Raw genomic sequence first — 17,390 nt, forward strand, 5'->3', positions numbered from 1 at the left:
GCGCACAGTGCTTCCTAGGAGGCCAGTTCACCTCGGCCGGACGCGCTGCCCGGGGCCCACCGCGCGGGCCCCCACGGCCCATGGCAGGCTCTCGGGCATGGTGCTTGAGGTCGCGCTGATCGACGTGACGCCCGGACACGAGGACGACTTCGCCGCCGCGTACGCGCGCGGACGCGAGATCCTCGCCGGCACGCCCGGCTGCCGGTCGGTGCGGATGACCCGAGGGATCGAGTCGCCGTCGCGGTTCGTACTGCTCGTGGAGTGGGACTCCGTCGCGGCCCACGAGGAGAACTTCCGGGCCACGGAGCGGTTCCAGCAGTGGCGGGCGCTGATCGGCCCGCACTTCGCCAACCCGCCGCTGGTCGAGCACTTCGTCGACGTCCCGGCCTGAGCGTCGGCCCCGGCCCGTCCCGGGCCCCGGACTCCGCGTCCGGGCTGCGCTGTCGTACCCCCGGGTTAACGTACCCCCGCATGCGCCGGTCGCCGGTGCCGGCGGGTTCGGGGCCGCCGGGCCCGGCGGCGGCGGGCTCGGGGCCGCCGGGCCCGACGGCGGCGCGCGCCGATCCGGCAGGCCCGCGAACTGGCCCGTCATCACGCCGTCCCGGCCGCTCCGGCTCGACGCCGTTCGTGACGGGCACGCCTGTTCCACGCCGGCCCCGCTCGGCGGCCTGGGCGCCACCTCGTTTCGGCGGCCTCAGTCGGGGGACGGCCGGGGGCGGGGCACCACCGCCGTGTCCTCCGCACCGCCAGCCGGGGGCAGCGGGCGGCCACCCGGGGCGGGCAGCACCGGATCATCACGCCGGGCCAGCAGCGCCGGGTCGTCGGCCAGCCGGGCCAGCAGCGCCGTCGTCTCCGCCGCCGGCAGCGCGGCGTCGAGCAGCCGGTCGACCACCGCGTCGTACCAGGCCAGATCGGCGGCCGAGACCAGCCGGACGTCGGTGGTCAGCGCCTCGAGCATGACGGTGCGGGGGTCGGCCGGGTCCGGGAACGAGTACCGGGAGAACGGGGTCAGCGGGTGGGCGCCGCCCGCGGTCACGCCGGGCGGCACCACCCGGATCGTCACGTGCGGCTTCGCCGCCAGGGCGACCAGGTGCCGCAACTGCTCGCGCCAGATGTCGTCCGGCACCCCACCCGGGTCGCACGCGGCCAACTCCAGCAGCGCCGTGTACTGGGGCGGATCGGCCCGGTGCAGCACCTCCTGCCGGATCAGCCGGGCCCGCACGTCGGCCTCCACGTCCACGGCGCGGTCGAGCAGCCGGGCAACCCCGAGCCGCAGCCGGGCGTACGCCGGGGTCTGCAGCAGGCCCGGGACGACGGCGAGCTGGTACTCCACCACCGTCGCCGCACCGCCCTCCAGCTCGGCGTAGGCGCGCTGCCGCTCGCCCATCCCGCCGAGCGTCTTCCACCAGCCCCGGCCGGTCGCCGCATCCCGGGCGATGGCGACCAGCATGTCGCGCTCCGGCGGGGGCACCTGGTAGACGTCCAGCAGGTCGAGCACGTCGGCGAGGTCCGGCCGGCTCTGGCCCAGCTCGATGCGGGACAGCTTCGACGTCGAGGCCCAGCCCAGCCGGTCGCAGACCTGCTCCAGCGTCAACTCCTCGCGTCTGCGCAACTGGCGCAGCTCAGCGCCCAGGCGCGCCCGTCGGATCACCGGACTCGTTGGCAACGACATCCCCGCCTCCCAGGACGGAGATTAGGGCACGACGATCACTGTGTGCAATACCTTGCTCGCTTACCGCAATTGAACGGTCGCGCCGGCCGATCCTCAAGGATGGGTGCCCGGCAAGGCTCGGCCGGCGCCCACCGGGCTCAGGGGCGGTACGTGCCGAACGACCAGATGTTGCCGGCGAGGTCGCGGGCCACGTAGTCGCGGGAGCCGTAGTCGGTGTCGAACGGCTCCCGCACGATCTCGGCACCGGCCGTGCGAGCGCGGGCGTGGTGGGCGTCGACGTCGTCGACGGCGACGTAGACGGCGTAGTCGTCCTCGGCCGGACGCATGCGCGGGCCGGGACCCCGGCCGAGCATCACCATGCCCGTGTCCAGCACCAGCTCGGCGTGGACGATCGTGCCGTCCGGCGCGCGGTGCACCTCGCGCGCGTCGAAGCCGAAGGCGGCGTGGAGCCAGTCGACAGCAGCCTGGGGGTCGGGATACCGGAAGACCGGGTAGACGGTTCGCATGCCCCGAGTCTGCCGGTCGGGCACCGCCGACGATTGGACGAATGTGACCGGCGGTCGGTCAGACGCGGACCTGCGCCCTCAGGGACCGGTACGGGCGGCAGCGGGTGACGCGACGCGACCGGCAGGGGTGGGATGCGAGGGCGCGTCCGGCCCGGGCCGGACGGCAACAGGCGGCGCGACGAGACCAGCGGGGGTGCGGCCGGCGAACTCGCGGAAGTCCCGGATCAGGTGGAACTGGTCGTAGTAGCCGCAGGCAACCGCCAGCTCGGCGCCGCCGGGCCGGCCCGTCCGCGGCCACGGCCACGGCGGCTCGGGCGGCCCACCGGCCTCGGGCGGCTCCCCACCGGCCTCAGCCAGCCCGCCGGTCTCGGGCCACTCCCCGCCGGTCTCGGGCCGCTCCCCGCCGACCTCAGCCAGCCCGCCGACCTCAGCCAGCCCGCCGACCTCAGCCAGCCCGCCGGCCTCGGGCCGGCCCGGTGGTCGGCGGCGCCCGGAACCGGGTGGCCGGCGTCGACCGCCTCGCGCATCGGAAGAGTCACTTCACGCCGGCCGCGTCCATCCCGCGCAGCTCCTTCTTGAGGTCGGCGATCTCGTCGCGGATGCGGGCGGCCAGCTCGAACTGCAGCTCCCGCGCCGCGGCCAGCATCTGGTCGTTGAGCTCCTGGATGAGCTGGGCCAGGTCCGCCCGGGCCATGCCCTCCCGGGACGGGCCCGCCGCCCCCGCCCGGCTGCGGCTGCGGGTCTCCTTGACCGGCGCCTTGCCCCGGGAGAGCTGCCGCACCGCGCCGCCGACCCGGGAGTCGGTGTCCTCCGCCTCCCGGTAGATATCGTCGAGGATGTCGTGGATCTTCTTGCGCAGCGGCTCGGGGCTGATGCCGTGCGCCTCGTTGTGCGCGATCTGCTTGGCCCGGCGCCGGTTGGTCTCCTCGATCGCGTCCGCCATCGAGGGGGTGATCTTGTCGGCGTACATGTGGACCTGGCCGGAGACGTTCCGGGCCGCCCGGCCGATCGTCTGGATCAGGGACCGGCCGCTGCGCAGGAAGCCCTCCTTGTCGGCGTCCAGGATCGCCACCAGGGACACCTCGGGCAGGTCGAGGCCCTCGCGGAGCAGGTTGATGCCGACCAGCACGTCATAGTCGCCCTTGCGCAGCTCCCGCAGCAGCTCGACCCGGCGCAGCGTGTCGACCTCGGAGTGCAGGTAGCGCACCCGGATGCCGTTCTCCAGCAGGTAGTCGGACAGGTCCTCGGCCATCTTCTTGGTGAGGGTGGTGACCAGCACCCGCTCGTCCCGCTCGGTGCGCAGCTTGATCTCGTGCATGAGGTCGTCGATCTGGCCCCTGGTGGGCTTCACGATCACCTCGGGGTCGATCAGCCCGGTCGGGCGGATCACCTGCTCGACGAACTCGCCCTGGGCCTGCTCCAGCTCCCACGGCCCCGGGGTGGCGGAGAGGAAGACCATCTGGCCGACCCGCTCCAGGAACTCGTCGAAGCGCAGCGGCCGGTTGTCGGCGGCGCTGGGCAGCCGGAAGCCGTGGTCGATCAGCATCCGCTTGCGGGACGCGTCGCCCTCGTACATGCCGCCGATCTGCGGGATCGTCACGTGCGACTCGTCGACGACGGTGAGGAAGTCGTCGGGGAAGTAGTCGAGCAGGCAGTGCGGCGGGCTGCCGGGCAGCCGGCCGTCGATGTGCATCGAGTAGTTCTCGATGCCCGAGCAGAACCCGACCTGGCGCATCATCTCGATGTCGTACGTGGTGCGCATCCGCAGCCGCTGCGCCTCCAGCAGCTTGCCCTGCCGCTCCAGCTCGGCGAGCCGCTCGGCCAGCTCGGCCTCGATGTCGCGGATCGCCCGCTCCATCCGCTCGGGACCGGCCGCATAGTGGGTGGCCGGGAAGATCAACAGGTGGTCGACCTCGCGGACCACGTCGCCGGTGAGCGGGTTGAGGTAGTAGAGCTTCTCCACCTCGTCGCCGAACAGCTCGATCCGGACGGCCAGTTCCTCGTACGCCGGGATGATCTCGAGCGTGTCGCCCCGCACCCGGAAGGTGCCCCGCTGGAAGGCCACGTCGTTGCGGGTGTACTGGACGTCGACCAGGCGGCGCAGCAGCTGGTCCCGGTCGAGCTCCTGCCCCACCGCGACCCGCACCGCGCGGTCGAGGTACTCCTCCGGGGTGCCCAGGCCGTAGATCGCCGACACCGTGGCCACCACGACCACGTCGCGGCGGGTGAGCAGCGACATCGTCGCGGAGTGCCGCAGCCGCTCGACCTCCTCGTTGATCGAGGAGTCCTTCTCGATGTAGGTGTCGGTCTGGGGGATGTACGCCTCGGGCTGGTAGTAGTCGTAGTAGGAGACGAAGTATTCCACCGCGTTGTGCGGCAGCAGCTCGCTGAACTCCTTGGCCAGCTGGGCGCAGAGCGTCTTGTTGGGGGCGAGCACCAGCGTCGGCCGCTGCAGCCGCTCGACGAGCCAGGCCGTCGTGGCGCTCTTGCCCGTGCCGGTGGCGCCGAGCAGGACCGTGTTGCGGTCGCCTCGACGCACCCGGCGCTCCAGGTCGTCGATGGCGGCCGGCTGGTCGCCGGCCGGCTGGAACTCACTGACGACCTGGAAACGGTTGTCGAGCCGGGGAATGTCGAGCGCCATGACGTCAACGGTACGCCGCAGGTCCGACAAGCCGGCCAACTACGGTGAGTCCTTGATCGGCTTCAATATTCCCGTTGTGTGGCACATCTCACCGCGCTAGGGTGCTTCCGTAGGCCGCTCGCGGCGGCCGTCCGGGCCGGCGGCCGAGCCCCTCGAAGGGCCGGCACGCCCCCGGCACAGGAGGTCGCAGCACCCGGACGACCGGCGTGCGCACCCGAGGTGGTCGCGCCGAGGCGCAGACCGGCCGCCGCGAGCGCCCCAACGCCCCGAGGCCGACGGGGAGTCCCGCCCGACAACCCCACGCGGCCCGCCCACGGCGCGAGCACAGTCGGCATCCCGCTCCCGACCGGACCGCCCCCGCCGCGGACACCCCGCGGCCCACCCTCCACGCGGGCGTCACCTGTCCGGCACACCGCTAGTTCATCCACCCGTGGAGAACTCGTCGCGGCCCACGAGCCCTGCCGAACCGGCGACCGGCCCCGCCGACCGGACCGCCCGGCGGACATCCGGCCCCGCCCACTCCGCCGGCCCGGGCGCCGGCCTGGGCCCGGTGGCCAAGGCGGTGGCCGGCGCCGCCCGGGCCGGCGTACCGCCCGCCGGCCAGGCGGTCGTCCCGCCCACGGCGGGGGCTGCCGGGCCGGTGGCGACGCGCCGCGCGGATACGCCCGCCGCACGCGCCGACGCGACCCCCGATCCCGGGATGGCCGGTGCCGACCCGGCCGACATCGACGCGGCCGACCGGGCCTGCGGCGGCCGGCGCCGCGCCGTCCGCATCGCGTTGGGCGTGGCCGCCGTCGCGTCGGCGGCGGGCCTCACCGCCGGGCTGCTGACCTGGGCGCCGACGGAGCCGGAGCCGTCCCGGCCGCTGACCGGGCCGAGGCGCAGCGGTTCGCCGCCGTGCGGGTCACCAACCAGCGGGACGTCCGGTCAGGCCTGCGGCTCACCCTCGGTGACGCCAGCGCGCGCCTCGACCTCGTCGGCTGGATCGACTGGTCCCGGTCGCTGGCGTACGTCGACGTCGGCGGGCCCGGGGCCGGGCCGGACCGCGGGCTGGTCCAGGCACCCCCCGGCTGCTGCTCGCCCGGCCGACCCGGCCGCGGTGCCCGCGCCGGCGCCCCACCGCTGGTGCCGCCCGCCGACGGGTGCGGGTGCCGGCCCCGTCCGCCCGGCCCTGCGCCCCGCGCTCGACCTGCTCTTCGCGCTCGCGGCGCCCCGCCCCGAACCGCCCGGGTCGCTGCCCGAGGGCGACGGCCGCTGGCTGGGCCGCGCCGAGGCCGGCGGCCAGCCCGTGGACATCCTCCAGGCCCCGCTGCCCGGCGGCGGCGCCGATCGGCGGGACACCGACAACCCGGGTACGGCCACGCCGGCCCCGACGTGGCCCGGCCCCGTCGCCAGCCTGCGGCCGCCGCGGCGCCGTCCGGCGTCACGCGGCCGCTGGACGGGCCGGCCCGCTGGTGGATCGACCGGGACGCCCGCCTGCACCGGCTCGAGGGACGCCTGCCCGGCGGCGTACCGGTGATCCTGGAGCTGCAGCGGACCAACCGGCCGACGCTGTGGCCGGTGCCGGCCCTGGGCGGGCGGCCGGGGCTGCCGCGGGCGCTCACCGGACCCGAGGAGGACCGGCTCGCCCGGCTGCCGGCCCGGCTCCGGGCCGACGGCGGCGCGGCCGTGACGCTCACCGCGCCCGTCGCGCCGGGCGCCACACCGCACGGTACGGGCTGGGTCAGCTGGACAGCCCGCGCGGCGTACCTGGCGGTCGGCGACCCCGCCGCCCCCGACGGACGGACGCTGCGCCGCTACGACCCGGGCGGCCTGTGGGTGACGCCGTCCCCGGGCGACCCGGTCGCCGGGCCTCCCCCGCTGCCGCCGCCGCGCGCCGCCTGGCAGTGGCGCCCGCCCGCGACGGACGACGTGGACGCGCTGCTGGCCGCCGCGCTGCGGGCCGGCGAGGCGGCGGCATCGCCCGCGTCGGCGAGCCGGGTCCGGGGCGACCGCGCCGCCGGCCGGACGGTCGACGTGGTGGAGGTGAACACCCGGCAGGGGCGGGTGCGCTACTGGATCGACCGGGACGGAGTGCTGCGCCGACTGGAGCTGCGCACCCGCCTCGGCACGTACGCGCAGCTCGACCTGGACCCGGGCCGCACGCCGGCGCTGCCGCCGGTGGCCCCGCCCGCGCCGCCGCCTCCCACCCGCTGACCGGGCGAAGCCGGGCCTGGCCACCCGCCCGCCGGCCGGGCGAACGGGCCGGGCGAAGCCGGGCCTGGCCACCCGCCCGCCGGCCGGGCGAACGGGCCGGGCGAAGCCGGGCCTGGCCACCCGCCCGCCGGCCGGGCGCACCGGGGCCGGGCGAACCGAGGCCGGGCGAACGGGCCGGGCGAACGGGCCGGGCGCACCGGGGCCGGGCGCACCGGGGCCGGGCGAAGCACCGGGCCGGGCGAAGCACCGGGGCGGGCCGGGTGGCGGTGGACGGGTCAGGGGCGCCAAGCCGTCCGGGCGGCCCACTCCTCGGCGAGGTGGTGCTCCTCGTCGAACCACGGCTCCTTGCCGTCGGCGTAGCCGGCGACGTCCGGCCCGCCGGCCGCCAGCCGCCGCTTCAGCGCCAGGTACGCCTCCCGCCGCTGCGGGTCGGCGCGCAGGTGGTCGCGCATCAGCAGCGCGTACCGCCAGCCGGGCGAGCCGGCCGGCCGCAGGTGCAGGTACACCGGGCGGCCGGGGTCGGCGCTGCCGTGCAGCCGCTTCTCCCACCGGCCGCCGCCCGGGTCCGCCGTCCCCCCGGCCAGCCCCGCGGATCCCGCACCGCCGAGCGTGACCGCGCGGGCGTTGTCCCACCAGTCCCCGGGCAGCCGCGGAAAGCCGGCCGCGGCGAGCCGCTCCGCCAGCGGCCCGTCCGCCTCCGCCAGGCTCGGCACGGTGAGTTGGACGTCGACGACGTCCTTGGCCGCCAGGCCGGGAACGGCCGTGGAACCGATGTGGTCGATCCGCAGGTCGGCGGGGGCGATCGCGTGCCGGATCCGGGCGGCCAGCCGGGCGTACTGCTCCGGCCAGCTCGGGTCCGGCCCGGTCAGCACCACCCGGTCCGGGCGCGCCGCCCGCCGGTGGCGCACGTTCGCCTCGTACGGCAGCAGCCGCTCCCGCCACAGCCGGTCCACGGCGGCGTGCAACTCGTCCAGGCTGCCGTCGTTGCGCAGCACCACGTCGGCCGCTGCCCGGCGGCGCGCGTCGTCGGCCTGCGCGGCGATCCGCCGCTCGATCTCCGCCCGGTCCATCCCCCGGTCGCGCTCCAGGCGCGCGAGCCGGGTCGCCACGGCCGTCTCCACGACGACCACCAGGTGGTACGTCGGGGCGAGCCCCACCTCGACCAGCAGCGGCACGTCGTTGACCACGACAGCGTCCGGTGCCGCCGCGGCGGCCAGTTCGGCGCTGCGCGCCCGGACCCGGGGGTGGGTGATCGCCTCCAGCCGGAGGCGGGCCTCCTGGTCGGTGAAGACCACCGCGCCGAGCGCGGCCCGGTCCAGCGCGCCGTCGGGCCCGAGCACCTTGTCGGAGAAGGCGGCGACGATCTCGGTCAGCCCCTCGCTGCCCGGCGCGACCACCTCGCGGGCGATCCGGTCCGAGTCGAGCACCACCGCGCCGAGCGCGGCCAGCCGGGCCGCGACCGCGCTCTTGCCGGACCCGATCCCGCCGGTCAGTCCCACCTTCAGCACCGGCCCAGTCAACCGGATCACCCCGCCCTCCGCCACCCCGGGCCACTCACCCCACCCCCCACCCCCACCCCCCGCCTCCCCGCCTCCCGCCTCCCCGCCGCCCGCCGCCCTCCTCCCCTCCCCTCCCCTCCCCCTCCCCTCCCCTCCCCCTCCCCGCGATCTTGCACTTCCGGCCCCCGGTTCGGGAGTTTGTGCCCGGTTCGTCCGGGCCGAAAGTGCAAGATCGCGGAATGCCGGGGCGGGCGCGCGCGGGGGCGGGGAGGGGCGGGGAGGGGCGGGGAGGGGCGGGGAGGGTGTGGGCGCGGGGAGGTGGAAGCGGCGCGGGCCCCGCCCCCGACGATCCGGTGGTTACCGGATCGCGGGGACGGGGCCCGTCGTCGTCAGCGGCGACTCACCGCGCGGCGTCAGACGCGCCGAGCTGGAGTCGTCACCAGGGTCACTTGCCGCCGGCGAGCTTCTCCCGCAGAGCGGCGAGCGCCTCGTCGGTGGCCAGGGTGCCCGAGGGCTCCTCGGCCTGCCGGCTCGGCGCCGCGGCGGCGCCGCCGCCGGACACGGCCGGAGCCGGGTTGGCAGCGGCCTCGGCCTCGGCGGCCCGGGAGTTCTGCACCTGCTTGGTGTGGGCCTCCCAGCGCTGGCGCGCCTCGGCGTACTGCTGCTCCCACGCCTCGCGCTGCTTCTCGTACCCCTCGAGCCACTCGCCCGTCTCCGGGTCGAAGCCCTCCGGGTAGATGTAGTTGCCCTCGGCGTCGTAGGTCGCGGCCATGCCGTAGAGGGTCGGGTCGAAGTGCTCCTCGCCCTCGACGAAGCCCTCGTTGGCCTGCTTGAGCGACAGCGAGATCCGGCGGCGCTCCAGGTCGATGTCGATGACCTTGACCATGACCTCGGAGCCGACCTGGACGACCTGCTCCGGGATCTCGACGTGGCGCTCGGCCAGCTCGGAGATGTGGACCAGGCCCTCGATGCCGTCGTCCACCCGGACGAAGGCGCCGAACGGCACCAGCTTGGTGACCTTACCCGGAACGATCTGCTGGATCGCGTGGGTGCGGGCGAACTGCCGCCACGGGTCCTCCTGGGTCGCCTTCAGCGACAGCGAGACCCGCTCGCGGTCCAGGTCGACGTCGAGGACCTCGACCTCGACCTCCTGGCCGACCTCGACAACCTCGGACGGGTGGTCGATGTGCTTCCAGGACAGCTCGGAGACGTGCACGAGGCCGTCCACGCCGCCCAGGTCGACGAACGCGCCGAAGTTGACGATCGAGGACACGACGCCCTTGCGGACCTGGCCCTTCTGCAGCTTGTTGAGGAACTCGGTGCGCACCTCGGACTGCGTCTGCTCCAGCCAGGCCCGGCGGGACAGGACCACGTTGTTGCGGTTCTTGTCCAGCTCAATGATCTTGGCCTCGAGCTCGCGGCCGACGTACGGCTGCAGGTCGCGCACCCGCCGCATCTCGACCAGGGAGGCGGGCAGGAAGCCGCGCAGCCCGATGTCGAGGATGAGACCACCCTTGACGACCTCGATGACCGAGCCGCGGACGACGCCGTCCTCGTCCTTGATCTTCTCGATCGTGCCCCAGGCCCGCTCGTACTGCGCCCGCTTCTTGGAGAGGATCAGGCGACCCTCCTTGTCCTCCTTCTGGAGGACGAGGGCCTCGATGTGGTCACCGACCGAAACGACCTCGGCCGGGTCCACGTCGTGCTTGATCGACAACTCCCGCGAGGGGATGACGCCCTCGGTCTTGTAGCCGATGTCGAGCAGGACCTCGTCCCGATCGACCTTGACGACGGTGCCTTCGACAATGTCGCCGTCGTTGAAGTACTTGATGGTCTCGTCGATCGCGGCGAGGAAAGCCTCCTCGGAACCGAGATCGTCGTGGGTGACCCGGGTGGCGCTCGAGGGGGCCTCGATGCTGCTCGTCATGTGGGCGGTTGCTCCGGTCGGATGGTTTGTCACAGCAGGCGTGGTGTCGCGGTGACCTGTTCGCGCCAGCGGATCCGTCGCCGGGCACACCGAACGATCGCTCAGTGGGATCATGTGATGTGGCTCCGTTGACCGCGCACCTGCTCCCTGCCGAGGCACACGATCCGCGAGCGCGTCGTCTAGCCTACCCTCTGCATTACCACAGCGTGCAAGCCCTCCCGCCCTCGCGACAGCGCGTCAGCTGCGAAAGCGGAGATTTCGGCTGTAAGGAGCCACGGCTGTCTCACACGTCACATCCACCACGGCGGTAGCGGGTGGCCGCCGCCGAGGGCCTAGCGTGGCGGGCGTGGACGACGACAGCCGGGTGACCCGGCGCCGGGTCGGCGACGCGGAGGCCCGGCGCGCCAACCGCGGGTGGTGGGACGCCGACGCCGACGACTACCAGGCCGAGCACGGCGCCTTCCTCGGCGACGTGGACTTCGTCTGGTGCCCGGAGGGGCTGCGGGAGGCCGACGCCCGGCTGCTCGGCGACGTCGCCGGGCAGCGGGTGCTGGAGCTGGGCTGCGGGGCGGCCGCCGCGGCCCGCTGGCTGGCCACCCGGGGGGCCCGGCCGGTCGCGCTGGACCTCTCCGCCGGAATGCTGCGGCACGCCGCCGCCGCGGCCGAGCGCGCGGGGGTACGCGTCCCGCTGGTGCAGGCCGACGCGCTCGCCCTCCCCTTCGCCGACGCCGCGTTCGACACCGCCTGCACGGCGTTCGGGGCAATCCCGTTCGTCACCGACTCGGCGGCCGTGATGCGCGAGGTGTTCCGGGTGCTGCGCCCCGGCGGCCGGTGGGTGTTCTCGGTGACCCACCCGATGCGGTGGATCTTCCTCGACGACCCGGGCGAGCGGGGTCTGGTCGCCGTGCACTCGTACTTCGACACCGACCCGTACGTGGAGCAGGACGAGACGGGCGAGGCCACGTACGTCGAGCAGCACAGAACCCTCGGCGACCGGGTGCGGGAGCTGGTCGGCGCCGGATTCCGGCTGGTCGACCTGGTGGAGCCGGAGTGGCCCGAGGGGCACGAGGGGATCTGGGGGCAGTGGAGCCCGCTGCGGGGACGCCTCTTCCCCGGCACCGCGATCTTCGTGGCCGAGAAGCCGGCCGGCTGACCCAGGGCCCACCCGCGGCGTGACCTGCACGCATGCCGGCAGGGCGCGAGTGGCACGCCGGGCGGCCCGCCGTTTCCGGGCACCGCCGCCGGGTACCCGGCGGGCATGGCCGAGAAGGAGTTCCACGAGGGCGACCACGTCTCCTGGGCCAGTCACAGCGGCCGGGCGCACGGCGTGGTCAGGGAGAAGCTGATCGACCGGACGCACGTGCGGGGGCACACGGTCAACGCGTCCCCGGAGCACCCGCAGTACCGCATCCGCAACGACGACTCGGGACGGGACGTCGCGCACAGGCCGGAGGTGCTGCGTCGTGAGGAAGGATGACCCGGGCCGGGACACGTACCGCGAGTTCACCGAGGCCGTGAACATGAAGCCCGGCGAGCTGTCGAAGTGGCTGGAGACCGAGGAGTCGCAGCACGTCGGCTGGCGCAGGAAGGGCAGGGCGAGCGGGGAGTCGGTCGGGCACGAGTCGGGCCGCAGGATCGTCGGCCTGCTGCGCCGCAAACGCTCCGAGCTGTCGGAGGCGGACCTCCGGCACATGCGCAAGGTCATCGGGTACGTCCGCCGGCACATGGCCCAGCGCCCCTCGGGCGACGTCCGCGACACGAAGTGGCGCTGGTCGCTGATGAACTGGGGCCACGACCCGCTCAAGGCCCCGCTCCCGCCGCCGGGCGGCCCGTCCCGCCGCGCCCTCGAGCGGCACGGCGCCCCGCCGAAGGAGCGCCGGGGCCCCGGCCGGTGACCGGCAGCCATGTCGGCGACATGGCGGGGTCCGGGCGACCTGGACACCGCGATGTCGCCGACATGGAGAGGATCGAGGGGTCAGTGGCCGGCGCCGTTCCAGTCTCGGCCGTCGCCGACGGAGACCTCCAGCGGCACCGACAGCGGGTACGCGTCGCCCATCTCCCGGCGCACCAGCGCCTCCAGGGTCTCCCGCTCGCCGGGGGCGACCTCGAAGACGAGCTCGTCGTGGACCTGCAGCAGCATCCGCGAGCGCAGCCCCGCCGCGCGCAGCGCGTCGTCGACGCGCAGCATGGCGACCTTGATGATGTCGGCCGCAGAGCCCTGGATCGGGGCGTTGAGCGCCATCCGCTCGGCCATCTCCCGGCGCTGCCGGTTGTCGCTGACCAGGTCGGGTAGGTAGCGCCGGCGGCCGAGGATGGTCGAGGTGTAGCCGTCGTGGCGGGCCCGGGCGACCACCTCGTGCAGGTAGTCGCGGACCCCGCCGAACCCGGCGAAGTAGTTGTCCATCAGCCCGCGCGCCTCCTCGGCGCTGATGCCGAGCTGCTGGGACAGGCCGAACGCGCTCAGCCCGTACGCCAGGCCGTAGTTCATCGCCTTGATCTTGCGCCGCTGGTCGGCGGTGACCTGGTCGACCGGCACGCCGAAGACGGACGACGCGGTCGCGGCGTGGAAGTCGGCACCGGAGTTGAACGCGTCGATCAGCGCCTCGTCCGACGACAGGTGCGCCATGATCCGCATCTCGATCTGGCTGTAGTCGGCCGTGAGCAGGCAGTCGTAGCCCTCCCCCACCACGAAGGCGCGCCGGATGCGCCGGCCCTCCTCGGTGCGGATCGGGATGTTCTGCAGGTTCGGCTCGGTGGAGGAGAGCCGCCCGGTGGCCGCCACCGTCTGGTTGAAGGTGGTGTGGATCCGCCCGTCCTCGGAGACGGACTTGAGCAGGCCGTCGACGGTCGACTTGAGCTTGGCCACGTCCCGGTGCCGCAGCAGGTGTTCCAGCACCGGGTGCGGGTTCTGCGCGTACAGCCACTGCAACGCGTCCGCGTCGGTGGTGTAGCCGGTCTTGATCTTCTTGGTCTTGGGCAGGCCCAGCTCGCCGAAGAGGATCTCCTGGAGCTGCTTGGGCGAGCCCAGGTTGAACTCCCGCCCGACGGCGGCGTACGCGCCCTGCGCGGCGGCCTTCACCTCGGCGGCGAAGTGCGCCTCCAGCTCGGAGAGGTAGTGCGTGTCGGCGGCGATGCCGGTGCGCTCCAAGGCGGCGAGGACCCGCATCAGGGGCAGCTCCACCCCCGCCATCAGCCGTGCCGACTGCTCGCCGTCGCGGGACAGCTCGGCGTCGATCGCGTCGGCCAGGTCGAGGGTGGCCCGGGCCTGGAGCATCAAATTCTGCTCGGCCTCGCCGTCGTTACCCAGCCCCTCGAAGGTGAGCTGGCCGGTGTCCGGCGCGTCGACCCGCAACTCCCGGTGCAGGTAGCGCAGCGCGAGGTCGGTCAGGTCGTACGAGCGCTGGTCGGGGCGGGCCAGGTAGGCGGCGATCTGGGTGTCGCGGGCGATCCCCTCCAGTGACCAGCCGTGGGCGGCGAACGCGAGCACCGCGGGCTTGCTGTCGTGCAGAACCTTGGGACGCCCGGCGTCGGCCAGCCAGGCGGCCAGCGCCGCCCCGTCGGCCGGGTCGAGGCGGGCCGGGTCGAACCAGGCCGCGGCGCCCCCGGCGGTGGCGAGCGCCATGCCGAGCACCGAGGCGGTGTGCCGCCGGTTGGGGCCGGTGTCGAGCTTGACCGCCACCCCGACCGGGTTGCCGGCCGAGGCGTGCGCCGCCAGCCAGCCGGCCAGCGCGCCGGGCTCGGTGAGCACCTCGCCGGCCAGGTCGAACCCGGCCTCGGCCTCCGGCTCCACGGCCTCCAGGTACTGGTAGAGCCGGTCGCGCAGGATGCGGAACTCCAGCGTGTCGAAGACCTGGTGCACGGCCTCCCGGTCCCACCCGGCCCAGCGGGCGTCCTCGGGGCGGATCGGCAGCTCCAGGTCGGAAACCAGGCAGTTGATCTCGTAGTTGCGGATCACGTCGGCCAGCCGCTCGCGCAGGCTGTCGCCGGCCTTGCCCTTGATCTCGTCGGCGCGGGCCACGACGCCCTCGACCCCGCCGTACAGGTTGATCCACTTGGCGGCGGTCTTCGGCCCGACGCCGGGGACGCCCGGCAGGTTGTCGCTGGTCTCGCCGACCAGGGCGGCGAGGTCGCGGTAACGCTGCGGGCCGACGCCGTACTTCGCCTCGACCGCGGCGGCGTCCATCCGGGCCAGGTCGGAGACGCCCTTGCGCGGATAGAGCACGGTGATCGAGTCGTCGACGAGCTGGAACGCGTCCCGGTCGCCGGTGGTGATGAGCACCGACATGCCCTGGTCGCGGGCCTGGCAGGCGAGGGTGGCGATGAGGTCGTCGGCCTCGTAGCCCTCCTTCTCCACCACCGGGATGCGCAGCGCGGCCAGGACCTCCTTGACCAGGCTGACCTGGCCCTTGAAGTCGGTGGGGGTCTCGCTGCGGCCGGCCTTGTACTCCGCGTACTTCTCGGTGCGGAACGAGCGGCGGGACACGTCGAAGGCGACGACGATGTGCGTCGGCTGCTCGTCGCGCAGCACGTTGATCAGCATCGACGTGAAGCCGTAGACCGCGTTCGTCGGCTGCCCTGTCGTGGTGGAGAAGTTTTCCACCGGCAGGGCGAAGAACGCCCGGTATGCCAGGGAGTGTCCGTCGACGAGGAGCAGGCGCGGCGTCGTAGCTGTCACGCAGCGACTCTAGCCCGTACGCCCGACAACTCCGTTCGCCACGTCCGGCGGGGCAGCGGGATTCACCGCACTGCGATAGCGTCTCGTCAATCTCTTCGAACGGGGGTTCTGAACGAAGAAGTTGATGACGCGCGCCCTGGTGGCGACGTGCGTCGGTGTGCTCGGCGCGGCCTCGGTGGCCGGGCCGGCCCAGGCCGGCGTCTGGATCCACGCCACCACCAACCCTTACGGCTCCGAGGCGGAGTGCGACGCCGCCGGCTCCCGGTACGTCGCGCACTACTGCACCTTCACCACGTATCCGAAGGACTGCGGACGGTGCGGCGTGCGGGGCTGGTACCTCAGCTACTACCTCGACTGACCGGCCCGCGCCCGGGTGCCCGTGGCTCCGGCCGGGTCCCGGGCATCTTGACGGAAGAGCCGGCCGGCGAGGTGATCCCGCCGGCCGGCTCTTCCGTCGTACGGTGCGCGTCCCGGCGCGAGCATGCGCCCCGCCGGGACGCCTCCTACAGCACCTTGGCCAGGAACGCCCTGGTCCGCTCGTGTTTCGGGTTGGCGATCACCTCGCGCGGGTTACCCGACTCGACCACCACGCCGCCGTCCATGAAGACCAACGAGTCACCGACCTCCCGGGCGAAGCCGATCTCGTGGGTCACCACGATCATGGTCATGCCGTCGCGGGCCAGGTCCTTCATCACGTCCAGGACCTCGCCCACCAGTTCCGGGTCGAGCGCGCTGGTCGGCTCGTCGAACAGCATCAGCTTCGGCTGCATGGCCAGCGCCCGGGCGATCGCCACCCGCTGCTGCTGCCCGCCGGAGAGCTGCCCCGGGTACGCCCCGAGCTTGTCGCCCAGCCCCACCCGGTCCAGCAGCGCCGCGGCCCGCTCCCGGGCGGCGGCCTTCTTCTCCCGCCCGAGCAGCACCGGCGCCTCGGTGACGTTCTGCAGCACCGTCATGTGCGGGAACAGGTTGAACCGCTGGAAGACCATGCCGATCGCGCGGCGCTGCGCGGCCACCTCCTTCTCCCGCAGCTCGTGCAGCTTCCCGCCGCGCTCCTGGTAGCCGATCAGCTCGCCGTCGACCCAGATCCGACCGGCGTTGATCTTCTCCAGGTGGTTGATGCAACGCAGGAAGGTAGACTTGCCCGACCCGGAGGGGCCCAGCAGGCAGCACACCTCGCCCGCGCGGACCTCCAGGTCGATGCCCTTGAGCACGTCTAGGGGCCCGAACGACTTGTGCACCTGCTCGGCCCGGACCATCGGCGGCGATTCCGCCGCCGGGGCGCCCGCCTGGGCGGGTACGGTCAGCTCGGTCATCGGGCCGCACCCCCGCCGAGGGCACGCAGCCGCGCCCGGGCCTGGCCGGTGGCGCCGTAGCCCCGCCCGAAGTGCCGCTCCAGGTAGTACTGCCCGACGAGCAGGATGCTGGTCAAAGCCAGGTACCACAGGCAGGCCGCCACGTACATCGGGAAGATCTGGAAGGTCCGTTTCCCGACCGCGTCCAGCTGGAAGAACAGCTCGACGCTCACGGGCACGTACAGCAGCAGCGAGGTGTCCTTGAGCATGGCGATGGTCTCGTTGCCGGTCGGCGGGATGATCACCCGCATGGCCTGCGGCAGCACGACCCGGCGCAGCAGCTGGCCGCGGCTCATGCCGAGCGCCTGGGCGGCCTCGGTCTGCCCGGGGTCCACCGACTGGATGCCGGCCCGGACGATCTCGGCCATGTACGCGGCCTCGGAGAGCGCGAGCCCGAGCAGGCCGGCCATGAACCCGGTGAGGATGTCCCGGGAGGAGAACCCGAACAGCCGCAGTTGCAGGTTGTCGATGCCGAACAGCTGGCCGAGCTGGGTGTCGAACGGCACCCCGAACTCGATGCGGCTCCACAGGATGCCGATGTTGCCGAAGACGGCCAGCAGCACCAGCCGGGGCACGGCCCGGAAGAACCAGGTGTAGAGCCAGGCCACCCCGCGCAGGATCGGGTTGTCGGACAGCCGCATCACCGCGACCACCACGCCGAGCGTGACGCCGATCAGCATCGCGCTGACCGTCATCAGCACGGTGCCGCGCAGCAGGCCCTCGATGATCGGCGGACGGAACATCTTGTCCACCATGAACGACCAGTTGAAGGCCTGGTTGGTGACCAGCACGTGGACGAACATCGCGGTCAGCACGCCCAGCACGGCCACCGCGACCCAGCGCCCCGGGTGCCGTACGGGCACGGCGCGGATCGGCTCCGGCCGCGCCCGTACGGTAGTCGCTTCCTCAGACTTCATGTCGG

The 17,390-nt window shown here is 73.8% G+C and carries 15 protein-coding genes; 7 read left to right on the forward strand and 8 right to left on the reverse strand.

Features of this window, described 5'->3' with window-relative positions; translation table 11 throughout:
• Positions 1–97: 97 nt before the first annotated feature.
• The gene (locus JD77_RS02550) at positions 98–391 is read left to right on the forward strand and encodes an antibiotic biosynthesis monooxygenase family protein (RefSeq protein ID WP_145772860.1); all 294 of its coding nucleotides are present in this window, start codon (positions 98–100) and stop codon (positions 389–391) included.
• A 303-nt stretch (positions 392–694) separates the two neighbouring features.
• On the opposite strand, the gene JD77_RS02555 is transcribed toward JD77_RS02550, so the two are convergent.
• The 3 genes from JD77_RS02555 to uvrB form a co-directional block, all read right to left on the reverse strand.
• Complete coding sequence (locus JD77_RS02555) at positions 695–1,672, reverse strand: helix-turn-helix domain-containing protein (RefSeq protein WP_342799627.1); 978 nt, start codon at positions 1,670–1,672, stop codon at positions 695–697.
• Between the two features lie 137 nt (positions 1,673–1,809).
• On the reverse strand, positions 1,810–2,178 hold the full coding sequence (locus tag JD77_RS02560; RefSeq protein ID WP_145772861.1) for a VOC family protein: 369 nt from the start codon (positions 2,176–2,178) through the stop codon (positions 1,810–1,812).
• A 535-nt stretch (positions 2,179–2,713) separates the two neighbouring features.
• The gene (gene uvrB, locus JD77_RS02570) at positions 2,714–4,819 is read right to left on the reverse strand and encodes an excinuclease ABC subunit UvrB (protein ID WP_145772862.1); all 2,106 of its coding nucleotides are present in this window, start codon (positions 4,817–4,819) and stop codon (positions 2,714–2,716) included.
• Between the two features lie 430 nt (positions 4,820–5,249).
• Between uvrB and JD77_RS02575 the strand changes: the two genes are divergently transcribed.
• Both JD77_RS02575 and JD77_RS02580 read left to right on the forward strand, forming a co-directional pair.
• The gene (locus JD77_RS02575; RefSeq protein ID WP_145772863.1) at positions 5,250–6,338 is read left to right on the forward strand and encodes a hypothetical protein; all 1,089 of its coding nucleotides are present in this window, start codon (positions 5,250–5,252) and stop codon (positions 6,336–6,338) included.
• Complete coding sequence (locus tag JD77_RS02580; RefSeq protein ID WP_145772864.1) at positions 6,335–7,015, forward strand: hypothetical protein; 681 nt, start codon at positions 6,335–6,337, stop codon at positions 7,013–7,015. Before JD77_RS02575 ends, JD77_RS02580 begins: the two co-directional genes overlap by 4 nt.
• Before the next feature lie 275 nt (positions 7,016–7,290).
• On the opposite strand, the gene coaE is transcribed toward JD77_RS02580, so the two are convergent.
• On the reverse strand, positions 7,291–8,523 hold the full coding sequence (gene coaE / locus JD77_RS02585; RefSeq protein WP_145777387.1) for a dephospho-CoA kinase: 1,233 nt from the start codon (positions 8,521–8,523) through the stop codon (positions 7,291–7,293).
• A gap of 436 nt (positions 8,524–8,959) precedes the next feature.
• A complete protein-coding gene (gene rpsA / locus JD77_RS02590) occupies positions 8,960–10,441 on the reverse strand; it encodes a 30S ribosomal protein S1 (protein WP_145772865.1) in 1,482 nt (493 codons plus the stop codon).
• 337 nt (positions 10,442–10,778) lie between these two features.
• Between rpsA and JD77_RS02595 the strand changes: the two genes are divergently transcribed.
• The 3 genes from JD77_RS02595 to JD77_RS02605 all read left to right on the forward strand — a co-directional run bounded on the left by JD77_RS02595 (position 10,779) and on the right by JD77_RS02605 (position 12,336).
• Complete coding sequence (locus tag JD77_RS02595) at positions 10,779–11,594, forward strand: class I SAM-dependent methyltransferase (RefSeq protein ID WP_387227122.1); 816 nt, start codon at positions 10,779–10,781, stop codon at positions 11,592–11,594.
• Positions 11,595–11,699: 105 nt separating this feature from the next.
• Positions 11,700–11,918: a hypervirulence associated TUDOR domain-containing protein gene (locus tag JD77_RS02600; protein ID WP_145772867.1), complete on the forward strand. Its 219-nt coding sequence runs from the start codon at positions 11,700–11,702 to the stop codon at positions 11,916–11,918.
• Between the two features lie 43 nt (positions 11,919–11,961).
• Entirely contained in the window at positions 11,962–12,336 is a 375-nt protein-coding gene (locus tag JD77_RS02605; protein WP_145777388.1) for a DUF3140 domain-containing protein, read from the forward strand.
• Positions 12,337–12,416: 80 nt separating this feature from the next.
• Here the strand turns inward: JD77_RS02605 and polA are convergent, their stop codons facing one another.
• The gene (gene polA, locus JD77_RS02610; RefSeq protein ID WP_145772868.1) at positions 12,417–15,116 is read right to left on the reverse strand and encodes a DNA polymerase I; all 2,700 of its coding nucleotides are present in this window, start codon (positions 15,114–15,116) and stop codon (positions 12,417–12,419) included.
• 124 nt (positions 15,117–15,240) lie between these two features.
• On the opposite strand from polA, the gene JD77_RS02615 reads away from it, so the two are divergent.
• On the forward strand, positions 15,241–15,474 hold the full coding sequence (locus JD77_RS02615) for a hypothetical protein (protein WP_145772869.1): 234 nt from the start codon (positions 15,241–15,243) through the stop codon (positions 15,472–15,474).
• 145 nt (positions 15,475–15,619) lie between these two features.
• On the opposite strand, the gene JD77_RS02620 is transcribed toward JD77_RS02615, so the two are convergent.
• The gene (locus JD77_RS02620) at positions 15,620–16,429 is read right to left on the reverse strand and encodes an amino acid ABC transporter ATP-binding protein (protein ID WP_145772870.1); all 810 of its coding nucleotides are present in this window, start codon (positions 16,427–16,429) and stop codon (positions 15,620–15,622) included.
• Positions 16,426–17,385: an amino acid ABC transporter permease gene (locus JD77_RS02625; protein ID WP_145772871.1), complete on the reverse strand. Its 960-nt coding sequence runs from the start codon at positions 17,383–17,385 to the stop codon at positions 16,426–16,428. Before JD77_RS02625 ends, JD77_RS02620 begins: the two co-directional genes overlap by 4 nt.
• Between the last annotated feature and the right edge of the window lie 5 nt (positions 17,386–17,390).

The organism is Micromonospora olivasterospora (assembly GCF_007830265.1).
Classification (GTDB): Bacteria; Actinomycetota; Actinomycetes; order Mycobacteriales; family Micromonosporaceae; genus Micromonospora; species Micromonospora olivasterospora.